We start from the raw sequence: 16324 nt of genomic DNA, 5'->3' as shown, positions 1-16324 counted from the left end.
CGGGCCCGGCGAACAACACTCCGCAGGAGACATCGATGCATTGCACTATCGGACATACCCGCAGACTCGCACGCGTGGCGGCCACCGTCGCGCTCGCCGTTCTGCTCGGCGCGTGTGCCGGCCAGGCGACGGCGGCCGCCGTCGCGTACGTCACGAGCGAGACGAACGGCGTCGGCGTGATCGATCTCGACCAGATGACGCTCACCAGAACGATCGGCCTCGGCAAGGACGGACCGCGCGGCTTGAGCCTCACGGCGGACGGCCACCGGCTGCTGGTCGCGAACAAGACGGGCGACCTCTCGGTAATCGACACGTCGACCGACAAGGTGGTCGCGCGCGTGAGGATCGGCAAAAACCCGGAGTTCGTGCGCGTGCATCATGGCTTCGCATATGTCACGTACGAGCCGGGCGAAAGCGGTCCGCCGCCCCAGGCTGCTAATCAGGGTGCGAAACAGGGTGCGGGCAAGCCTGAAAGCATGACCGGGGGCAAACCTGAAACCGAAGCCGCGGACGCCAAGGGCGGCAAGGGCGGCCATGACGACGACGCGAACAGTCCGCCTGCCGAAGTCGCGATCGTCGATTTGAAGACGATGAAGGTGGTGCGCTCGGTGAAGAGCGGCCATGAAACGGAGGGCGTCGAATTTTCGCCGGACGGGCGCGAACTGCTGGTGACGAACGAGGGCGACGATACCGTTTCGGTGTATCGGACGGGCACGGGAAAGCCGGTGCGCACCGCGAAGCTGGACAGGGGCTCGCGGCCGCGCGGCATCAAGGCATCGCCGGACGGCAAGCAATACGTGGTGACGTTGGAGAACACCAACAAGTTCGTCGTGCTCGATGCAGGGACGCTCGAGCCGGTGAAGACAGTCGACACGAAGATGGGACCGTACGGCGTCGCGTTCGATCCGTCGGGCAAGCATCTGCTCGTCGCGGCCGCGCGCGACAAGACCTTGCAGGTGTTCGATGCGAAGACCTACGAGCATGTGGCCGACGCGCCCGTCGGTCAGCGCTGCTGGCATTTCAGCTTCACGCCCGATGGCTCGAAGGTGCTGATGGCGTGCGGCCGCTCGAATGCGGTTTTCGTGCTGGACGCGAACAACCGCTATCAGACGGTCAGCCAGATCGGGGATCTGCCGCTGGCATGGGGCATTGTCACGTCGCCGCCTAGCCAGGGGTCGATCGAATCGCGCTAGACGTCATGCATGATCGGCGACGGCCGGATACGACGAAGGCCGTCGCGGTGCGTCTCACTTCCACGCATACCTCAACCCGACCCATGCGCCGCGCGGCGCGCCGATGCCAAGAAACTGCTCGTTGGTGACGCCCGTCGGGTTGAACGTATGGTTCGGCCCGTTGAAGAAGTTCTCGCCGAGAATCGCGAAGTTGGCGTAGTGCCTGTTCAGCAGGTTCTTCACGGTCGCGAATACCTGAAGCTGCTTCGTCACGTTGTACGTGGTATCGAGATCGATCAGAACGTAGCCGGCCACCGTGCCGTTGACGTCCTCATTGTTCTCGTCGCCGCGCGCAAAAATACTACCGCGATAGGTGAGGTTCGTACCGTTGCCGGCAACGCGAGATCCATGACGACGACATCCGGATGCAACGCGCAGAAGCGCTGGTAAGCCTGCGTCGCGTCGGCGGCCTCGCCCGCGACGCGTACATCGGGACTGAGTTCGAGCAGCCTCCCGTAGCCTTCGCGCACGACGGCATGATCGTCGACGAGGAGCACGGAAATAGCGGGCCCCGTCATGGTTGCGTTCCCTCATCGCGGGACGCTGCAGCGGTTTCTCGCGTGCTTGCGGTGAGGCGTCGCGAGTTCGCGTCGTTGCGGAATGTGACGGGCTGCTCGTCGGGCGCAAGCGTTTCCGACCGTCTTGCTGCGTCGCGCACGACGCGCACGACCTGCTCATGATGCGCGGACTTGTCGCAGACAGGGTCGGCATTGGCCGCATCCTGTGTCAGCAGATACGCCTGACAACGGCAGCCGCCGAGGTCTTTGGACTTCTCGTCGCAGCTTCTGCACGGTTCCTTCATCCATTCGAAGCCGCGAAAGCGGTTGAACGCGTCGCTGTCGAACCATATGTGTTCGAGCGATGTGTCCTTCACGTTCGGAAACGTGAGGCCCGGCAGCGAGCGTGCCGAATGACAGGGCAGCGCGGCACCATCGGGCGCGATGCCGAGGAACACCGAGCCCCAGCCGTTCATACAGCGCTTGGGCCGCGTTTCGAAGTAGTCGGGCACGACGAAGAAGATCTTGCAGCGATTGCCGATCTCCTTGCGATAACGTTCGACTACGGCTTCCGCTTCGCGTAGCTGTTCGGCCGTCGGCATCAGTTGCGCGCGGTTCGTGTGCGCCCAGCCGTAGTATTGCGTGTTCGCGAGTTCCAGATACTCGGCGCCCATCGCCAGCGCCATGTCGATGATCTTGTCGACATGCGGCAGGTTGTAGCGATGCAGCACGCAGTTCAGCACCATCGGAAAGCCATGCGCCTTGATCGAACGCGCGACGCGGTTCTTCAGGTCGAAGGTGCGCGTGCTGCTGAGAAAGTCGTTGAGTTCCTGCGTCGAGTCCTGAAACGACAGTTGAATGTGATCGAGCCCGTTGGCCTTGAGCGTGCCGAGGCGCGCCTCCGTCAGACCGACACCCGACGTAATGAGGTTCGTATAGAAGCCGAGCCGGTGCGCCTCGGCGACAAGCGCTTCGAGATCGTCGCGCATCAGCGGTTCGCCGCCGGAAAAGCCGAGCTGCGCTGCGCCGAGCTTGCGCGCCTGCTGCAACACGTCGATCCATTGCGCGGTGCTGAGTTCGTCGCGATGATCGGTGTAGTTGACCGGGTTGTAGCAGAACGCGCAATGCAGCGGGCAGCGGTAAGTCAGTTCGGCGAGCAGCCACAGCGGCGGCCCGACGCTGCTGCGCGATGCCGGCTGCGCGTGCTCCTGCGACGGCGTCGAGAGATCGGTCATGCTGTCACTCCAGCCAGCCACGCGAGCGCGCATGGTCGACGAATGCTTCGACTTCCGGTGCGAGCCCCTTCGCGTTGAAGGTCTGCTCGAGTTCGGCGATCAGCGTCGGCAGGTCGCGCGTGCCGTCGCAGCGCAGCAGGATTTGCGCGGCGCTCTGGTTCAGCTTCACCATCCCTTCGGGATACAGCAGCACATGCGCATCCTGTGCCGGTTCCCACTGCAGGCGAAACAGGCTGCTCAGTTTCGGGCCGCGTTTGTCGGCGGCTTGTGCGTTGACGTTTGTCGGCGTGTTCATGCTGGGAAGGCCTTCTCGATGGCGTCGAGCATCGTCCACAGAATGTCGAGCTTGAATTGCAGAATGTCGAGCGCGCGCTGTTGCTGGTCGCGCGTGCGGAAATGATCGAGCGTGACGGACAGCCCGTGTTCGACGTCGCGTTGTGCAAGCGAAATGCGCGAACGGAAATATGCGAGCCCTTCGGGCTTGATCCACGGGTAGTGTTCGGGCCATGTGGCGAGCCGGTCTTTGTGGATCTGCGGCGCGAAGATTTCGGTGAGCGACGAGCAGACGGCTTCCTGCCACGGCGCGCGCCGCGCAAAGTTCACGTATGCGTCGACCGCGAAGCGCACGCCCGGCACCACGTGTTCGAGCGACCACAGTTCATCGCGCGACAGGCCGACCGCATCGCCGAGCCGCGCCCATGTTTCGATGCCGCCTTCGTCTTCGCCGTAACCGTCGTGATCGAGTATGCGCAGCACCCAGCGGCGGCGCGTGTCGCGGTCGGGACAGTTCGACAGCACCGCGGCATCCTTCAGCGGAATGTTGATCTGATAGTAGAAGCGGTTCGCGACCCAGCCGCGAATCTGCTCGTGCGAACATCCGCCGCTGTTCATTTTCACGTTGAACGGATGATGGATGTGATACGCCTGTCCCTTCGCACGCAATTGCGCTTCGAATTCATCGCGGCTCCATGCCGGTCCGCTGCTGCCTTTGACACTCATCGATCGATTCTCCGCAGATACACAATGGACAATGGGCCTACAGTTGGAACAGCATGCCGTCATGCGCGACTTCGATGCCGTGCTGCGCCAGCACGCGGCGCTCGGGACCGTCGTCGATCAGGATCGGGTTCGTGTTGTTGATATGTATTAGCACCTTTCGCTGATTCGGCCTATCGAGCGAATCCAGCACTTCGATCATGCCGCCCGGCCCCGTTTGCGCGAGATGGCCCATGTCGGCGGCTGTTTTCTTCGACAGCCCGAGCGCAATCATTTCGTCGCTCGTCCATACCGTGCCGTCGACGAGCAGCAGGTCGGCGCTGCGCATCGCATCGCGGACAGGCGGTTCGAGCACGCCGAGGCCGGGTGCATAGAACACGCGCTTGCCCGAGCCGGGCGCTGTAATCAGCAGGCCGATGTTGTCGCCGCGTTGCGGCGCCGCGCGATGCGGCGAGTAGGGCGGCGCCTTGCTCGACAGCGGCAGCGCCTCGATGCGCACGCCGGGCAACGCGGCGATTTCGCACGGACCGGCATCGAGGTCGATGAGGCGACGCTCTACGCCGCAGTAGTGCGACAGGATCGAAACGATCGGGAAGCCGGTCGACAGATCTTGCCAGACGGCGTCCGTTGCGTAGAGCGGCAATGGCGCGCTGTTTTCGCGCAGCATCAGCAAGCCCGTCACGTGATCGATCTGCGCGTCCATCAGCAGCACGGCGGCGATGCCCGTGTCGCGCGTGTGACGCGCGGGCTGCATCTCCGGGTTAGCGGCGATCTGCGCGAGGATATCGGGCGAGGCATTCACGAGCAGCCACGCAACGCCGTCCACGCTCACGGCAATCGAAGACTGCGTGCGCCGCTGCGCCGCGAGCGTGCCTTTGCGCACGCCGTCGCAGTTTCGGCAGTTGCAGTTCCATTGCGGAAAGCCGCCACCCGCCGATGAACCGAGCACCTTGACCTTCATCGTCCTCTTGCTCCCGAAAGAACCTGCAATAGCGCCCTGGCAACGGGCCTCGATTGATGAGCGTCGCGCGTCACGGCAGCATCCTGCGCAACAGTCCATCGCGGTCGATCAACTGATGCTTGAGCGCGCCCGCAACGTGCAACGCAATCATCGCAATGAAGACCCATGCGACGATTTCATGAAGGGTGAACCAGAAATGACGCAACGCTTTGTCGTCCCAGCCCCACTTCGGCAGCAGCATGCCCCAGAAGCGCGTGCCATACGTGTTGAACGACGAGCCCAGATAGCCCGTCACCGGCATCGCCACCATTGCAGCGTATAAAAGAACCTGCGTAGCGCTCGCGGCGGCGCGTTGCCACGCTCGCATCGGCGGCAACGGCGGCCTGCCGGATACCATGAGAACTCCGATGCGCATCAGCACCAGCAGGAAAACCGTCAAGCCAAGCGACTTGTGAAAGTTGATCAGCGCGGCCTTGAACGGCACGCCGCGCGGCAGTCCGACCATATACAGGCCGATAGCGAGCATTGCGATGATGCATGCCGCGATCACCCAGTGCAGCACGATCAGCGCCATCGGGAAGCGCTCCGGCATCGCTTTTCCGCGATGCGCGATATCGGTCGAGCGTGTCGCGTTCATGTCGTTCCCTTGGTCATTCGCGGCCGCTGCATCATTCGACGAGCAACAGTTCGCCGCGTCCATCGACGGCCAGGTCGCCTGCGTAACGCTGCGGCACCTTGTGCACGTCGAGCGCGGCGAACGGCGCGAGCCGCTGCGCAATCGCGGCGGACACGGCAGCGGCCGCGCCGCACTGCGCCGCGAGCGCCCGCGCGAACAGCGACCAGAACACCTCGAAGCCGCGGCCGCCCGTCGTGAACGTGGGCGGAATGCGTTCCGGCTGTTGCAGCAGCAACAGCGTGCCGCGCCGCATGCCGTAACCATAATGCGCGCCCAGGCGGCCTGCAATGCCGATCGTCCCGGCCACCAGCCGCGATGCTGCGTAATTGCCCGCATTGCCGCCGATCAGCACGGTGCCGCGCCGCATCCGGTCGCCGAGCCGCTCGCCTGCGTTGCCCGCGACGATCAGCGTGCCGCCCGTCATGCCTTCCATGTCGCCGGGCAGCGCGCCCGCGACGAAGTCGCCGCTATTGCCTGTGACGGCGAGCGTTCCGCCGCGCATCCCGCAACCCGTAAACGCACCCGCGTCGCCCGTTATTTCCAGCGTGCCGCCCGCCATGCGCCAGCCCGCGTAATCGCCCGCGCAGCCTTCGATCCGCAAACTGCCTGCATCGAGTTGCGTGCCGAGCCGGTCCAGCCACTGCGCGTCGCCTTCGATCACCACCCGCGCGTTGTCGTCCGCCGCGACGGCGATGTCGAACAGATCGCCGAGCGCGTAAGCATCGTTGCCGGCAGGCAGCATCACGCGTGCGATCTCCTTTTCGGATAGCGCTCCCAACCAGGACGGCGACAACGCCGTACCGTCGACACGAAAGCCCGGCGCATGCTTCACGCGCAACGTGATCGCGCTCATGCCGCCCCTCCTTGCGCGGCGCCCGTTTTGCGCTGCACAAGGGGCGCGGCGAGTTCGCGCAACCTGAAATGGTAGGGCCCGAGCTTGCCGCCATAGTTCCCGGCGGAAATGCGTACAACGCCGCTGCCAGGCGCGGACGCCGCCTCGATGCCCGCCGTCATCGCCGTGCCGACGTCGGCGTCCGTCAGGCCATCGATGACGATTTCCAGCACGCAGCCGGTTTGCGCATCGAGTTCGCTGCGGTGCGAGAGGCCGCTGAGGGTAGGGCAGAACGCATCGTTGGTGGACGCGACAGCGCCCCGGTACTTCGAGCCGATTTTCGATCCCGAACGCACGACGCCGCCTGGAAACGGCGTGATCACGTTGGCGAGCCTGTGCATCGCGGCGACGGCGGCTTCGGCGCCCGCAAGTGCGCTGTCGAGATTGCGCGCGAGCAGCAGCAGGTTGCCGCCGCCGACGGCCTTCACCGTCTGCACCGATTCTTCGCAGACAAACTCGCCGTCCATCACGGGCACGCGCCAGTAGCGCACGCCGCCGAGCACTTTAGAAATCTGCCAGCCGTCACCGAAAAAGCGCAGCGAGCCGCCGAGGGGCGCGACATCGGACAGCGGCGAGCGCGTCGTCGCGGGATCGATGCCGTTGTAGACGGCCGTGGTCGGACACGTCAGCACGCATTGCCCGACACGCCGCGTGATCTGCTTCGCGAGTTCCTTCGACGACACCGCGAACATCAGCACCGAAATGCCGGGGCGGCCGTCAGGCGTCGCGTCGGCGGGGATGTCGTGCTCGATGCCCGCCTCGCAGCCGCAATCGATCACCGAGGTCGCGAAACCCGTCAGCGAATCCGCGGCGGCGCGCGCCCAGCGCGGCGTGTGCGCGGTAATGACGAGGCGCGTCGCCTTCATCGGGAAGGCTTCAGCGAAGGTGTCGTCGATCAGGGTGTCGTGGATCTGCATGGGCGTCCGCCTTCATGCCCGTGCGAGGCACGCGACGGGCAACAGCCGTCCGCCGCGGCAGCAGGCGCAGATTTCGTCGTCGCTGATCGCGGCGTGCGCGAAGTTGCTCGCCAGATGCGTTTCACTGTACTGGCGCAGCGTCTTTTCGATGCCCTTGTCGTAGTCGGGCGACACGAAGTGGATGCCGCCCGTCGGCGTCGACACGAGGTTGCCATCGCGCGCGACCAGCTGGCCGTCCTTGAACACATAAGCAGGCGATGTGAACATCCGTTCGCGGTCGGCGTCGTCGCGATACACGGCAATGTCAGCCGCCGCGCCCGCTGCGAGGTGGCCGCGATCGCTCAGGCCGAGCAGCCGCGCCGGGCCCGCGCGCGTGATGATCGCAATGTCGTACAGCGAGAACTCGCGCGTGAGTTCGGGCAGCGCGCTCGCGACCTTTGCGTCGGGATGCAGGCGGCCGAGCTGCTCGTCGCGAAACGGCTTGTCCATCAGCAGCCGGATCAGATGCGGATAGCTCGTAAACGGGCCGCCGTTCGGATGATCGGTCGTCATCGATACGCGCCACGGGTCATTGACCAGCAGGAAGATTTCGAGTCCGATGATCCATTGCAGCGCATTCACGTAGCTCTGCTCGCGATAGCGGAACGGCACGACGCCGCAGCCCGCATCGCATTCGATATCGCCGACGATCCACTTGTGCGGGCGCGCGAGCGGCGCGTTCTTGAACTGCATCATCGTGTCGCCGGAAGCCGTCACCGTCTGCCCGAAGATGATCTGTCCCACGTCGATCGACACATTGGCGCGCGCATTCACGGCATCGGCGATTGCACGCGCACCCGACGAAAATTTGCGCGGACCTTCCGCGCCGTAGCTATGAAACTGGATGTGCGTGAGATGGACAGGCAGGCCGTCGGCGGCATCCATCGTCGCGATCGTCGATTCGATATTGCCCGGCACGCCGAGGTTGCTCGCATGCACGTGCAACGGATGCGGCACGCGCAGTTCCGTCAATGCACGCGTCAGCGTGCGCAGTATGTCGCGCGGCGTGATGCCGTAGTGCGCGTGCGCTTCATCGACATCGAGCGAACGCTGGTTGAACTTGAACGCCGAAATGCCGCCGGGATTCACCACCTTCACGCCCAGCGCGCGGCTCGCGTGCATCGTCCAGCCGACGTAATCTCGCACGCGTTCGAAGTCGTCCTTTGCGGCGAGCATCTGCAACAGCAGCTCGTCGTTGCCGAGCATCACGTAGGCGCCATGATCGATGATCGGCGTGTCGCCCATTTCCAGATGCGCGTGGCGCGCGTTCGACGCGATCATCGCGGGTTCGAATGCCGCCGTGTAGCCCATTTCCGCGTAACGGTAGCCGGTGGCGAGCGTGCCCGGCGTGCAGACGCCGCACGACGGCATGCGCAGATAGCGGCCCCGCTCGTCCTGCACGGCTTCGTATGCAGCGTTGCGCGGACGGTCGTCGCGATGGTCCTCGGGCAGCAGCAGCCGCGACAGGTTCGTCTTGCCGCCGCCGATGTGCGAGTGCAGATCGATGCCGCCCGCCATCACGATCATGCCTTGCGCGTCGTAGTCTAGCGCGGCGGCGCCGTCGGCAGGGGCGTCGACGATGCGGCCGTCGCGTATGTATAGGTCGCGCTGTATGCCGTCTACGCCGTTGGCGGGGTCGTAGATGCGTCCGCCGCGAAGCCGCGCGATGCTCATGCCGGCCTCCGCGTCAGCGCAGCGCGGGCGGCGCGGCCCGCGGCAAGCTGATCGGCGAGCTGCACGGCGATGGCGGCGACGCCCGGCAGCGCGACGTGGCGGGCCGCGTGCAGCGGAACGACCACCGACGTATCGACGCGAAACAGATGGCCGTCGCTGTCGATGCCTGGCGTGGCGACGGGAATGAACACGGTCTTCGCGTTGCGCGGCTCTGAGCTGGCTGACGTCATGGCCGATGCAAGCGCTGGCGCACCGAGCACGATGGCGGGCGTGTCGGCATGAAGCGCGCCGGGCAGCGGATGCGGGTCGAAGCTCGCAATCCACAGCAGCGCATCGGCTTCGCGCGCAGCGAGCAGCCGCTCCGTGCGATACCGATACGGATCGTGGTCGAGCGGCGGCGTGCCGGGCGGCCTGTCGGGGGTCGACACGCGCGTGCGCAGCGGAAAGCCCGACAGCCACGTCACCGTCTGATTGACGCTCAGCGCGCCGTCCGCGCCGCCGAGCGTCAGAATGCCCGCGCGGCAAACGCGGTTGATGGCCTTGACGATGCGGTGCAGCGCTTCGATCAACAGGGCTGCGTGCGGCTGGGGCAGCGCGTCCGGTTCGATCACGAATGCGGTGTAACGCGCGCCGACGATGCGTTCCACCAGCGACGCCAGCGCTATCGCGATGCCCGAGCCGTTTTCGAGCGATTCCGGCTTGCGGCCCTCGGCGAGCGCAGACCAGATCGCGAGCACGTCGTGCGGCGAGGCGTCGGCGAGCATCGATTCCGCGCGCGTGTCGCTGCGCGCGCTCGCGGCGGGATCGATGCCGCCACAGACGAAGCGGATGTCGCGCTGCATCGGCGTGCCGCTCGCGATGCGTTCGTAGAAACGCGGATGGCGGGCGGCAGGTTCGCAGCCGAACACGACGAGCAGATCGGCGCGCGAGCGCACTTCGGACAACGTCGTGAAGAGCGCGCCGCGATCCTGGAGTGCGAGCGTCGCGGCGTTCAGTGCGTCGCCGTGCACGGAGTCGAGTGTTGCGCCGCAGCCGGCTGCAAGCTCGTACAGTGCGCGTGCACCCGCAATGTCGGTGCCGCATCCGCCGAACAAGGGCCGCCGCGCCCGCATGAGCACGGCCGAAGCTTCTTCGAGTGCGTCATCGAGCGAGACTGGCGCACCGTCGACGGAAGGCGTGCACACGTTGTCGCTCGCGTCATAGCGCGCGAGCGCAGCGGCAAGGCGTGTGCACTGGGTCGCGGGTGCGGCGAGCGAGTGATCGCCCGAAAGACGGGCCTCGATGTCGTCGCATAGCAACGGACAGAAAGGGCATGTCCAGTCGTGAGTCGCCGAAACGGATCGCAACGGTCCTCTCGCGGCCGACGTCGCGTTGGCATTCGTTATGGGGCGGATGGGCTCATGCATGAAAACCCGTTCAGCAAGGTCCGTGCCGATGTGGCTGGCTTCTGGCGGGAGGCTCGCGCCGTGGCCGCTTCATGCATTGCGATGCAAAGAATCGGTCAGATGCAGCGTTGTACCGAGCGCGGACACATCGCGTGTGTCGATGTCAGCGTGCCGCACGACAGGCGGCAGCAGCACAGGTTGTGCTCCGCGCTGCAACAGTGTGTCACTTGAGGACAGTGCGCCGCCCTGCGCGCGCAGAAGCCGCGCCGATGCTGCAACGCGGATCGCGTGGCATGGATATTGTTTCGCGGATCACGCCGTCGTGTCCGAGCGCGTGGCGCGCGTTGCTGCTGCCGGTTCAAGTTTGCCGTCATGGAGCGCCGATGCGACGAGCCACGCATGGGCGCCGCTGCGTGCGGCCGCATCGAGATCGCCGCGATGCCGGATGCCGCCTGCACCGATCGTCATGCGCTGGCCCGCCTGCGCGTGAACATGGTGAAACGTATCGCAATTGGGGCCGGCATCGCTGCCGACCTGATCGAGCGTCATCACGATCACGCGCGACGGCCACGATGCGGGTGAGCGCAGCGCATCCGCGAGTTCGGGTGCGGCGATCAGCTGGCCGTGGCGATGGTCGAGCGACAGGATGGGCGCGTAGCCGGCTGCGTCGGCTTCGCGCAATGCGTCGAGCGAACGCAGCGATTCGGAGCCGAACACGGGCACGATGCGCGCGCCTGGCGCGGCTTGCTCCGGCGCCGCCTGCTTCGGCGCCGCGTTGGGGGCGCAAGCGATGCGTTCGAGATGCGCGAGCATCGATGGGAAATCGGCAAAGCCTGCGTCGAGCCAGATTTCGAGCGGTCGTGAGCGATCTGATGACGTAGCAAGCGCAGCAAGCGTCGACGGGTCGGCGTTGCCTGACATGATCGCGCCCAGGTCGGCGACGTACAGCGCGCAGGCCGCCGTTGTAGCAATCAGCGCGCGGGCGACGTCGAGCGGCTGGCTCGTCGTGCATAGCGAAGACTGGATAGGCCGATAGTTCGCGCGGTCGCCGCGTATGGCGCGCACCGCGTGACCGTCGAGCAGATCGAGAACCGGGATCACCTGCATGCGGAGACATTCCTTGATGAAGCTCTGGGTATATGAGTATCTCACTGGCGGCGGCATCGACGCGCAACTGGCGGGCAGCAGCAGTCTCGCCGATCTGAGCGCGCTCGTGGTCGAAGGACGCGTGATGCGCGATGCGATCGTCGGCGATCTGCGGCGGCTCGACGGGGTGCACGTGAGCTTTGCGAGTTCTCGCTTCGAGAAGGTCGCGCACGACGTGCCGCATGACCGCGCAAAACCGGGCGAATCGATGCTGGAATTCGTCTCGCGGGCTTCGCGTGAGCACGACTACGCGTGGATCGTCGCGCCCGAGTGCGATGGCCTGATGCTCGATCTCGCCGATGCTGTGGGCCCGGCGCGCTGGATCGGCTGTACGAAAGAAGCGATCGCGCTCGCATCGAGCAAGCGCGCAACCGCGGCGCGGCTCGCCGCACGCGGCATCGACGCGACGCCCGCGCTGGAACCCGCGCAGATCGACCCCGCCGTCGACGCGCACCGGCAGCGGCGCTGGGTCGTCAAGCCGGACGACGGTGCGGGCGGTCTCGATACCTTCGTGTTCGACGATGCGGACGCCGCACGCGCGGAATATGCCGCGCGCTGCGCGGCGCGGCGCGAAACCGTGCTGCAGGCGTGGGTGGACGGCGAGCCGCTGAGTCTGTCGCTGATCTGCGATGGTGCCGACGCGACGCTCGTCAGCATCAACCGGCAGAGGATCGAAGTGGCCGCGCCTGTCACGGGTCATGCTGGCCGGGTGGTCGGCTTCGAGGGCGTGGAGATCGACGGGATCGCGCGGGGCAGCGCGCAGGGCCGCACGCTCGATGCGCTTGCGCAACAGGTCTCGGCGTCGTTGCCCGGCTTGCGCGGCTTTGTCGGCATCGACGTCGTGTGGAACCCTGAGCGTGGTCCCGTCGTGATCGAAGTGAATCCGCGTGCGACCGTCGCCTATGCGGGCCTGTCCGCACGGCTCGGCCGCAATCTCGCCGCGGACGTGCTCGCGGCGCATGGCGTGCAGGTCTCGCCGCGAGCGTATGAAGCCGCTGCCGGCGGCGGCGCCGCGCTCGGGAGGCTGCCGGCATGCGGAACGGCATCATGAGCGCGGCTGCCGTTTTCGGCTGGGACGTCGGCGGCGCGCATGTGAAGGTGTCGCGGGTCGATGCAGCGGGCGTCGTCGAGGACGTTGCGCAATGGGCGTGTCCGTTGTGGCAGGGACTCGAGCATCTGCATCGCGCGATCGACGCCGCGTGCACGCGCTGGCCCGATGCCTGCGATGCATGCTCGCGCCACGCGGTCACGATGACGGGCGAAATGGTCGATCTGTTCGCGGACCGCGAGCACGGGGTGCTTGCGCTCGTTGACGCGCTTGCCGGACGGCTCGGCGCCGATACCAGGTTTTTCGCGGGCGCAGCGGGCTGGCTCGATGCCGCGCACGGCGTCGAGCAATGGCGAGCGGTGGCGTCGGCAAACTGGCTCGCGACGGCGCAGCTAGTGGCCGCTCATAGGCACGATGGCGTGCTGATCGATATCGGCAGCACCACCACGGATATCGTGCCCATTGTCGACGCGCGTGTCGCAGCGCGTGGCGACAGCGATGCGTCGCGGCTCGTGACGGGCGAACTCGCGTATCACGGTGTCGTGCGCACGCCGTTATGCGGCATCGCGCATCGGATCGCGTTTCGCGGGGAGACGGCGAGCGTGATGAACGAATGGTTCGCGACGAGCGCCGACATCTATCGCGTGACGGGCGAACTGTGGCCGCCGCACGACCAGCAGGCGAGCGCCGACAACGGGCCGAAGACGGTGGCGGCAAGCTGTGCGCGGCTCGCTAGGACGATCGGCCGCGATGCGCGCGACGCGACGGAAGACGAATGGCGCGCGTTCGCTCACGCATGGCGCAACGCGCAATTGCGCGCGATCGCCGCGAGCGTCGAACAGGTGTGGGAAGCGCATCCGTCGCTGGCGGGCGCGCCCGTCGTGGGCGCGGGCTGCGGAAGGTTTCTGGCGGCGGCCGTGGCCGAGGCCCATGCGCGCGATTACGTCGATTTCGGCACATTCGTGCAGACGGCGGCGAATGCGCCGCGCGATGCCGCCGAATGGATCGCCACATGCGCGCCGAGCGTGGCCGTCGCATGGCTGATGGCGGGGAGGGGGCACCCACAGCGGGCGGCTTGAGCGGGCAGACCGCGAAAAGGGCAGAGCGCGACGCAGGACCTTCGATGCGTGCGCGCCGTGGACCATGCAGACTCGCGATGGCGGCAGGCGTCGCACACGATGCGCGACGATGCCGCAGGAGCAGGCGCGGAACGCCCGCGTCGTCGAACGAAAGCGAGGTAATCGACATGTGGGTGGTGAAGATCGGGGGAAGCCTGAGTCACGACCCGTCGCTGCGGGACTGGCTCACGCAGTTGTGGGAAGTCGGCGGCGGACGCGTGGTGATCGTGCCGGGCGGCGGCGATTTTGCGGACAGCGTGCGGGCATATCAGCGGGAATGGCAATTCGACGATCTGGCCGCCCACAACATGTGTCTGCTCGCGATGACGCAGTACGCGCTGATGATGCAGGCCGTGCTGCCCGACCTCGTGCTCGCGACGAACGAAGACCTGATCCGGCGCGCGTTGCGCAAGGGCAAGGTCGCCGTGTGGATGCCCGTCTGTCTGATGCGCATCACGCCCGACTCGATGACCAACTGGGACACGACGTCCGACAGCCTGGCCGCGTGGCTGTCGACCTCGCTGAACGCCGAGCGTTTGATGGTCGTGAAGTCTTGCCCTGTCGGCGCGAACGTGCCGCTCGTGACGCTCGCGTCGAGCGGTGTGGTGGACGAGCGCTTCGTCCATTACGTGAAAGAGGCCAACTACGAAGTGGAGCTGTTCAGCAAGACGGATGTCGCGCTGGTGCGCGAGAGGTTGTTGAATGCGTCGGCCGTGTGAGGGCGGTTGGGGCGCATGGAGGTCGTTGCGGATTCATGCTGCAGCGCCCGGCGCCGCGTGATGCAGCGCGTCCGCCCATTGCGCGACGCGGCGCGGATCGAGCCGTGAGATGCGGCCGTTTTCGCATAGCGCGGTGCGAAAGCCAGCGACGTCGGGCGCGAGCGCACGGATGCCGTCGAGTTGCGTCCAGCCGAGCGAACCGGCGATGCACGCCATCGCGCCCGACGCGCGGATCATCGCGATGTAGCGCGCGAGCGTTGCAGCGTCGATGCAGTCGAACAGCGTGCGTCCCGTCTTGCCTGCCGTGTCGAACACGATGCCGACGAATCTGAGCCATACGGCGTGCTCGACGAGTGCCGCGTCGACGCCGTCGTCGCACAGCAGAACGGGCAGTACGGCCGCCTGCAAGCCGGCGATGCGCGTGAGGCATGCGCGCGCATGCGGGCCCGGCACGACGCCGACTTTTACGAAATCCACGCCTGTCTCGCCGACTTCCGTGGCGCGTGCCGCGATGGTCTCGATCGCATCGGGCGGCAGATCGCCGATGGTTGCGCTGATGGGTTTGACGGGATGCCGCGAGCGCAGCGTGCGCGCGATGCGCCAGATGTTGTCGAGCGACACGCCGCCCAGCGCGCCTTCGCGCGGTTCTTTCAGGTCGATCAGGTCGGCGCCGGCGCCGGCTGCGTCGAGTGCTTCTTCAGCCGAACGGACGCTTGCGAGCAATGCGGTCATTGGATTCCCGGTAGCGGCAAGGGTTCAGAACGTATGCGTGGCGTCGGGGCCGGGCGCCTTGTCGACAGCTTCGCCCGTCGCGCGAAAATGGTCGACGGCTTGCGTGATCCAGTCCCACGCGACGCGTTCGTAGGGGCCTGCTGTCTTGTCGATGGCGATCTGCAGATAGGCCATTTCGCGATCGATTTTGTCGGCGGGCAGCATGAAGAGCCGGCTCACGAGGATCGCGCCTTCGACGACGGCTGCCTGCGCACGATTGAAGCCGCCGAACGGCGCATGGGTTTCCGTGTGCACGCAGCGCATGTGCAGGACGGGGCGTTGCGGATGATCGGTGATGTGGTCGAGATGCAACTCGCTGTGCGCGAGGGATTGTGCGAGCCGCACGCCCGCCACCTTGCTTGCTGCGCAGGTTGGCCAGTCGCGTTGGGCTCCCGTTACGCAGCCGGCGAATATGCGCACGTCGGTCGTGAAGTTGATGACGGCGGCTCGTGTCGCGAGTATGTTGTCCAGGGTCCTGGACGGCCTGAACGGTGCAAGGATCGCCTGGCCCAGTTCGAAGCGCACGCCCATCGGGGCGACATGCGGCGTGCCGCCGGGGCTTGACGTGGTGACGATTGTTTCGTGAATCATCGTCGTCGGGTTGTCCGTTACACGGGGTTGGGTTGTGCCGCTGCGGTGTGCCGTTTGTCGGTGTCGTTGGCATCCGCGATTTGCCTTCGTGCTTCGTGCGTTGCCGCTGCGGGGCAACGCATGCATACCGACCGGAAACCGCGGATGCCAGCGATCATTCCAGGCCCGCCCAGCACGGTGCGGTACTGCAAGAATCAGAAAAGCCGCTCTGCGGAAGGGAAAGACGACCACCCTCGCCGCCGAGCGGCGACTATCACCTCGTGGCGATATACATCGTGATTTCAAACCCGAAACGCATATCGGTGTAACCAGGGGTAGTCCACTGCATATTCGTCCTCCTTCGAGAGTGAAAAATAGCGGTCCCTTTGCGGCGAGAAACAAGCCACGCCCGCCGCGCTCGGCCCACGTTGCCCATGCAACTGTCATA

General features: G+C 66.0%; 17 protein-coding genes and 2 pseudogenes. 4 read left to right on the top strand and 15 right to left on the bottom strand.

What is annotated here, in order from left to right:
* The first annotated feature begins 35 nt into the window (after positions 1-35).
* Positions 36-1193, top strand: coding sequence for a cytochrome D1 domain-containing protein (locus tag BPHY_RS32440; protein WP_012405702.1), 1158 nt, complete (start codon positions 36-38; stop codon positions 1191-1193).
* Positions 1194-1247: 54 nt separating this feature from the next.
* Here the strand turns inward: BPHY_RS32440 and BPHY_RS32435 are convergent.
* From BPHY_RS32435 to BPHY_RS32380, 12 genes and pseudogenes are all read right to left on the bottom strand, one after another.
* Positions 1248-1559: pseudogene (locus tag BPHY_RS32435) on the bottom strand (TonB-dependent receptor); the annotation flags it as partial.
* Between the two features lie 5 nt (positions 1560-1564).
* A pseudogene (locus BPHY_RS32430) lies at positions 1565-1750 on the bottom strand (response regulator); the annotation flags it as partial.
* Positions 1747-2964 (bottom strand): pyrroloquinoline quinone biosynthesis protein PqqE, encoded by a 1218-nt coding sequence (gene pqqE, locus BPHY_RS32425; protein WP_012405701.1) that lies wholly within the window; start codon positions 2962-2964, stop codon positions 1747-1749. The pseudogene BPHY_RS32430 and the gene pqqE, both read right to left, overlap by 4 nt.
* Positions 2965-2968: 4 nt before the next feature.
* On the bottom strand, positions 2969-3259 hold the full coding sequence (gene pqqD, locus BPHY_RS32420) for a pyrroloquinoline quinone biosynthesis peptide chaperone PqqD (protein WP_012405700.1): 291 nt from the start codon (positions 3257-3259) through the stop codon (positions 2969-2971).
* On the bottom strand, positions 3256-3963 hold the full coding sequence (gene pqqC, locus BPHY_RS32415) for a pyrroloquinoline-quinone synthase PqqC (protein ID WP_012405699.1): 708 nt from the start codon (positions 3961-3963) through the stop codon (positions 3256-3258). The genes pqqD and pqqC overlap by 4 nt, the downstream gene beginning before the upstream one ends.
* Before the next feature lie 37 nt (positions 3964-4000).
* Positions 4001-4921 carry a pyrroloquinoline quinone biosynthesis protein PqqB gene (gene pqqB / locus BPHY_RS32410; protein WP_012405698.1) on the bottom strand — a complete coding sequence of 307 codons (921 nt, stop codon included), beginning with the start codon at positions 4919-4921 and terminating at the stop codon, positions 4001-4003.
* A 70-nt stretch (positions 4922-4991) separates the two neighbouring features.
* Complete coding sequence (locus tag BPHY_RS32405; protein WP_012405697.1) at positions 4992-5558, bottom strand: cytochrome b; 567 nt, start codon at positions 5556-5558, stop codon at positions 4992-4994.
* 31 nt (positions 5559-5589) lie between these two features.
* The gene (locus BPHY_RS32400; RefSeq protein ID WP_012405696.1) at positions 5590-6450 is read right to left on the bottom strand and encodes a formylmethanofuran dehydrogenase subunit C; all 861 of its coding nucleotides are present in this window, start codon (positions 6448-6450) and stop codon (positions 5590-5592) included.
* Complete coding sequence (gene fhcD / locus BPHY_RS32395) at positions 6447-7406, bottom strand: formylmethanofuran--tetrahydromethanopterin N-formyltransferase (protein WP_012405695.1); 960 nt, start codon at positions 7404-7406, stop codon at positions 6447-6449. Before fhcD ends, BPHY_RS32400 begins: the two co-directional genes overlap by 4 nt.
* 12 nt (positions 7407-7418) lie before the next feature.
* Positions 7419-9119, bottom strand: a complete 1701-nt coding sequence (locus BPHY_RS32390) for a formylmethanofuran dehydrogenase subunit A (RefSeq protein WP_012405694.1) — start codon at positions 9117-9119, stop codon at positions 7419-7421.
* Positions 9116-10525: a molybdopterin-binding domain-containing protein gene (locus tag BPHY_RS32385; RefSeq protein ID WP_012405693.1), complete on the bottom strand. Its 1410-nt coding sequence runs from the start codon at positions 10523-10525 to the stop codon at positions 9116-9118. Before BPHY_RS32385 ends, BPHY_RS32390 begins: the two co-directional genes overlap by 4 nt.
* Positions 10526-10816: 291 nt before the next feature.
* Positions 10817-11611 carry a HisA/HisF-related TIM barrel protein gene (locus BPHY_RS32380; protein WP_012405692.1) on the bottom strand — a complete coding sequence of 265 codons (795 nt, stop codon included), beginning with the start codon at positions 11609-11611 and terminating at the stop codon, positions 10817-10819.
* Positions 11612-11627: 16 nt separating this feature from the next.
* Between BPHY_RS32380 and BPHY_RS32375 the strand changes: the two genes are divergently transcribed.
* The 3 genes from BPHY_RS32375 to BPHY_RS32365 all read left to right on the top strand — a co-directional run bounded on the left by BPHY_RS32375 (position 11628) and on the right by BPHY_RS32365 (position 14535).
* Positions 11628-12701, top strand: coding sequence for an ATP-grasp domain-containing protein (locus tag BPHY_RS32375; RefSeq protein WP_012405691.1), 1074 nt, complete (start codon positions 11628-11630; stop codon positions 12699-12701).
* Entirely contained in the window at positions 12683-13777 is a 1095-nt protein-coding gene (locus BPHY_RS32370; protein ID WP_012405690.1) for a hydantoinase/oxoprolinase family protein, read from the top strand. Before BPHY_RS32375 ends, BPHY_RS32370 begins: the two co-directional genes overlap by 19 nt.
* Before the next feature lie 167 nt (positions 13778-13944).
* The gene (locus tag BPHY_RS32365; RefSeq protein ID WP_012405689.1) at positions 13945-14535 is read left to right on the top strand and encodes an amino acid kinase family protein; all 591 of its coding nucleotides are present in this window, start codon (positions 13945-13947) and stop codon (positions 14533-14535) included.
* A gap of 33 nt (positions 14536-14568) precedes the next feature.
* Here BPHY_RS32365 and BPHY_RS32360 read toward each other — a convergent pair whose 3' ends face one another.
* The 3 genes from BPHY_RS32360 to pqqA all read right to left on the bottom strand — a co-directional run bounded on the left by BPHY_RS32360 (position 14569) and on the right by pqqA (position 16225).
* Positions 14569-15267 carry a (5-formylfuran-3-yl)methyl phosphate synthase gene (locus BPHY_RS32360; RefSeq protein ID WP_012405688.1) on the bottom strand — a complete coding sequence of 233 codons (699 nt, stop codon included), beginning with the start codon at positions 15265-15267 and terminating at the stop codon, positions 14569-14571.
* A gap of 24 nt (positions 15268-15291) precedes the next feature.
* A complete protein-coding gene (locus BPHY_RS32355) occupies positions 15292-15897 on the bottom strand; it encodes a DUF447 domain-containing protein (protein WP_012405687.1) in 606 nt (201 codons plus the stop codon).
* A 253-nt stretch (positions 15898-16150) separates the two neighbouring features.
* Positions 16151-16225 (bottom strand): pyrroloquinoline quinone precursor peptide PqqA, encoded by a 75-nt coding sequence (pqqA, locus tag BPHY_RS40270; RefSeq protein ID WP_007576927.1) that lies wholly within the window; start codon positions 16223-16225, stop codon positions 16151-16153.
* Between the last annotated feature and the right edge of the window lie 99 nt (positions 16226-16324).

The organism is Paraburkholderia phymatum STM815 (assembly GCF_000020045.1).
Classification (GTDB): Bacteria; Pseudomonadota; Gammaproteobacteria; order Burkholderiales; family Burkholderiaceae; genus Paraburkholderia; species Paraburkholderia phymatum.
Note: the sequence above shows the minus strand (reverse complement) of the source record. Positions and strands in the feature narration are given on the sequence as shown.

Bases quoted from the DNA above. Each gene is read 5' to 3' on its own strand.
- BPHY_RS32370 (WP_012405690.1), top strand. From the start codon at position 12,683: ATGCGGAACGGCATCATGAGCGCGGCTGCCGTTTTCGGCTGGGACGTC.
- BPHY_RS32390 (WP_012405694.1), bottom strand. From the start codon at position 9,119: ATGAGCATCGCGCGGCTTCGCGGCGGACGCATCTACGACCCCGCCAAC.
- fhcD (WP_012405695.1), bottom strand. From the start codon at position 7,406: ATGCAGATCCACGACACCCTGATCGACGACACCTTCGCTGAAGCCTTC.
- pqqB (WP_012405698.1), bottom strand. From the start codon at position 4,921: ATGAAGGTCAAGGTGCTCGGTTCATCGGCGGGTGGCGGCTTTCCGCAA.
- pqqE (WP_012405701.1), bottom strand. From the start codon at position 2,964: ATGACCGATCTCTCGACGCCGTCGCAGGAGCACGCGCAGCCGGCATCG.
- BPHY_RS32375 (WP_012405691.1), top strand. From the start codon at position 11,628: ATGAAGCTCTGGGTATATGAGTATCTCACTGGCGGCGGCATCGACGCG.
- BPHY_RS32405 (WP_012405697.1), bottom strand. From the start codon at position 5,558: ATGAACGCGACACGCTCGACCGATATCGCGCATCGCGGAAAAGCGATG.
- BPHY_RS32385 (WP_012405693.1), bottom strand. From the start codon at position 10,525: ATGCATGAGCCCATCCGCCCCATAACGAATGCCAACGCGACGTCGGCC.
- BPHY_RS32400 (WP_012405696.1), bottom strand. From the start codon at position 6,450: ATGAGCGCGATCACGTTGCGCGTGAAGCATGCGCCGGGCTTTCGTGTC.
- pqqC (WP_012405699.1), bottom strand. From the start codon at position 3,963: ATGAGTGTCAAAGGCAGCAGCGGACCGGCATGGAGCCGCGATGAATTC.
- BPHY_RS32365 (WP_012405689.1), top strand. From the start codon at position 13,945: ATGTGGGTGGTGAAGATCGGGGGAAGCCTGAGTCACGACCCGTCGCTG.
- BPHY_RS32380 (WP_012405692.1), bottom strand. From the start codon at position 11,611: ATGCAGGTGATCCCGGTTCTCGATCTGCTCGACGGTCACGCGGTGCGC.
- BPHY_RS32355 (WP_012405687.1), bottom strand. From the start codon at position 15,897: ATGATTCACGAAACAATCGTCACCACGTCAAGCCCCGGCGGCACGCCG.
- BPHY_RS32440 (WP_012405702.1), top strand. From the start codon at position 36: ATGCATTGCACTATCGGACATACCCGCAGACTCGCACGCGTGGCGGCC.
- BPHY_RS32360 (WP_012405688.1), bottom strand. From the start codon at position 15,267: ATGACCGCATTGCTCGCAAGCGTCCGTTCGGCTGAAGAAGCACTCGAC.
- pqqD (WP_012405700.1), bottom strand. From the start codon at position 3,259: ATGAACACGCCGACAAACGTCAACGCACAAGCCGCCGACAAACGCGGC.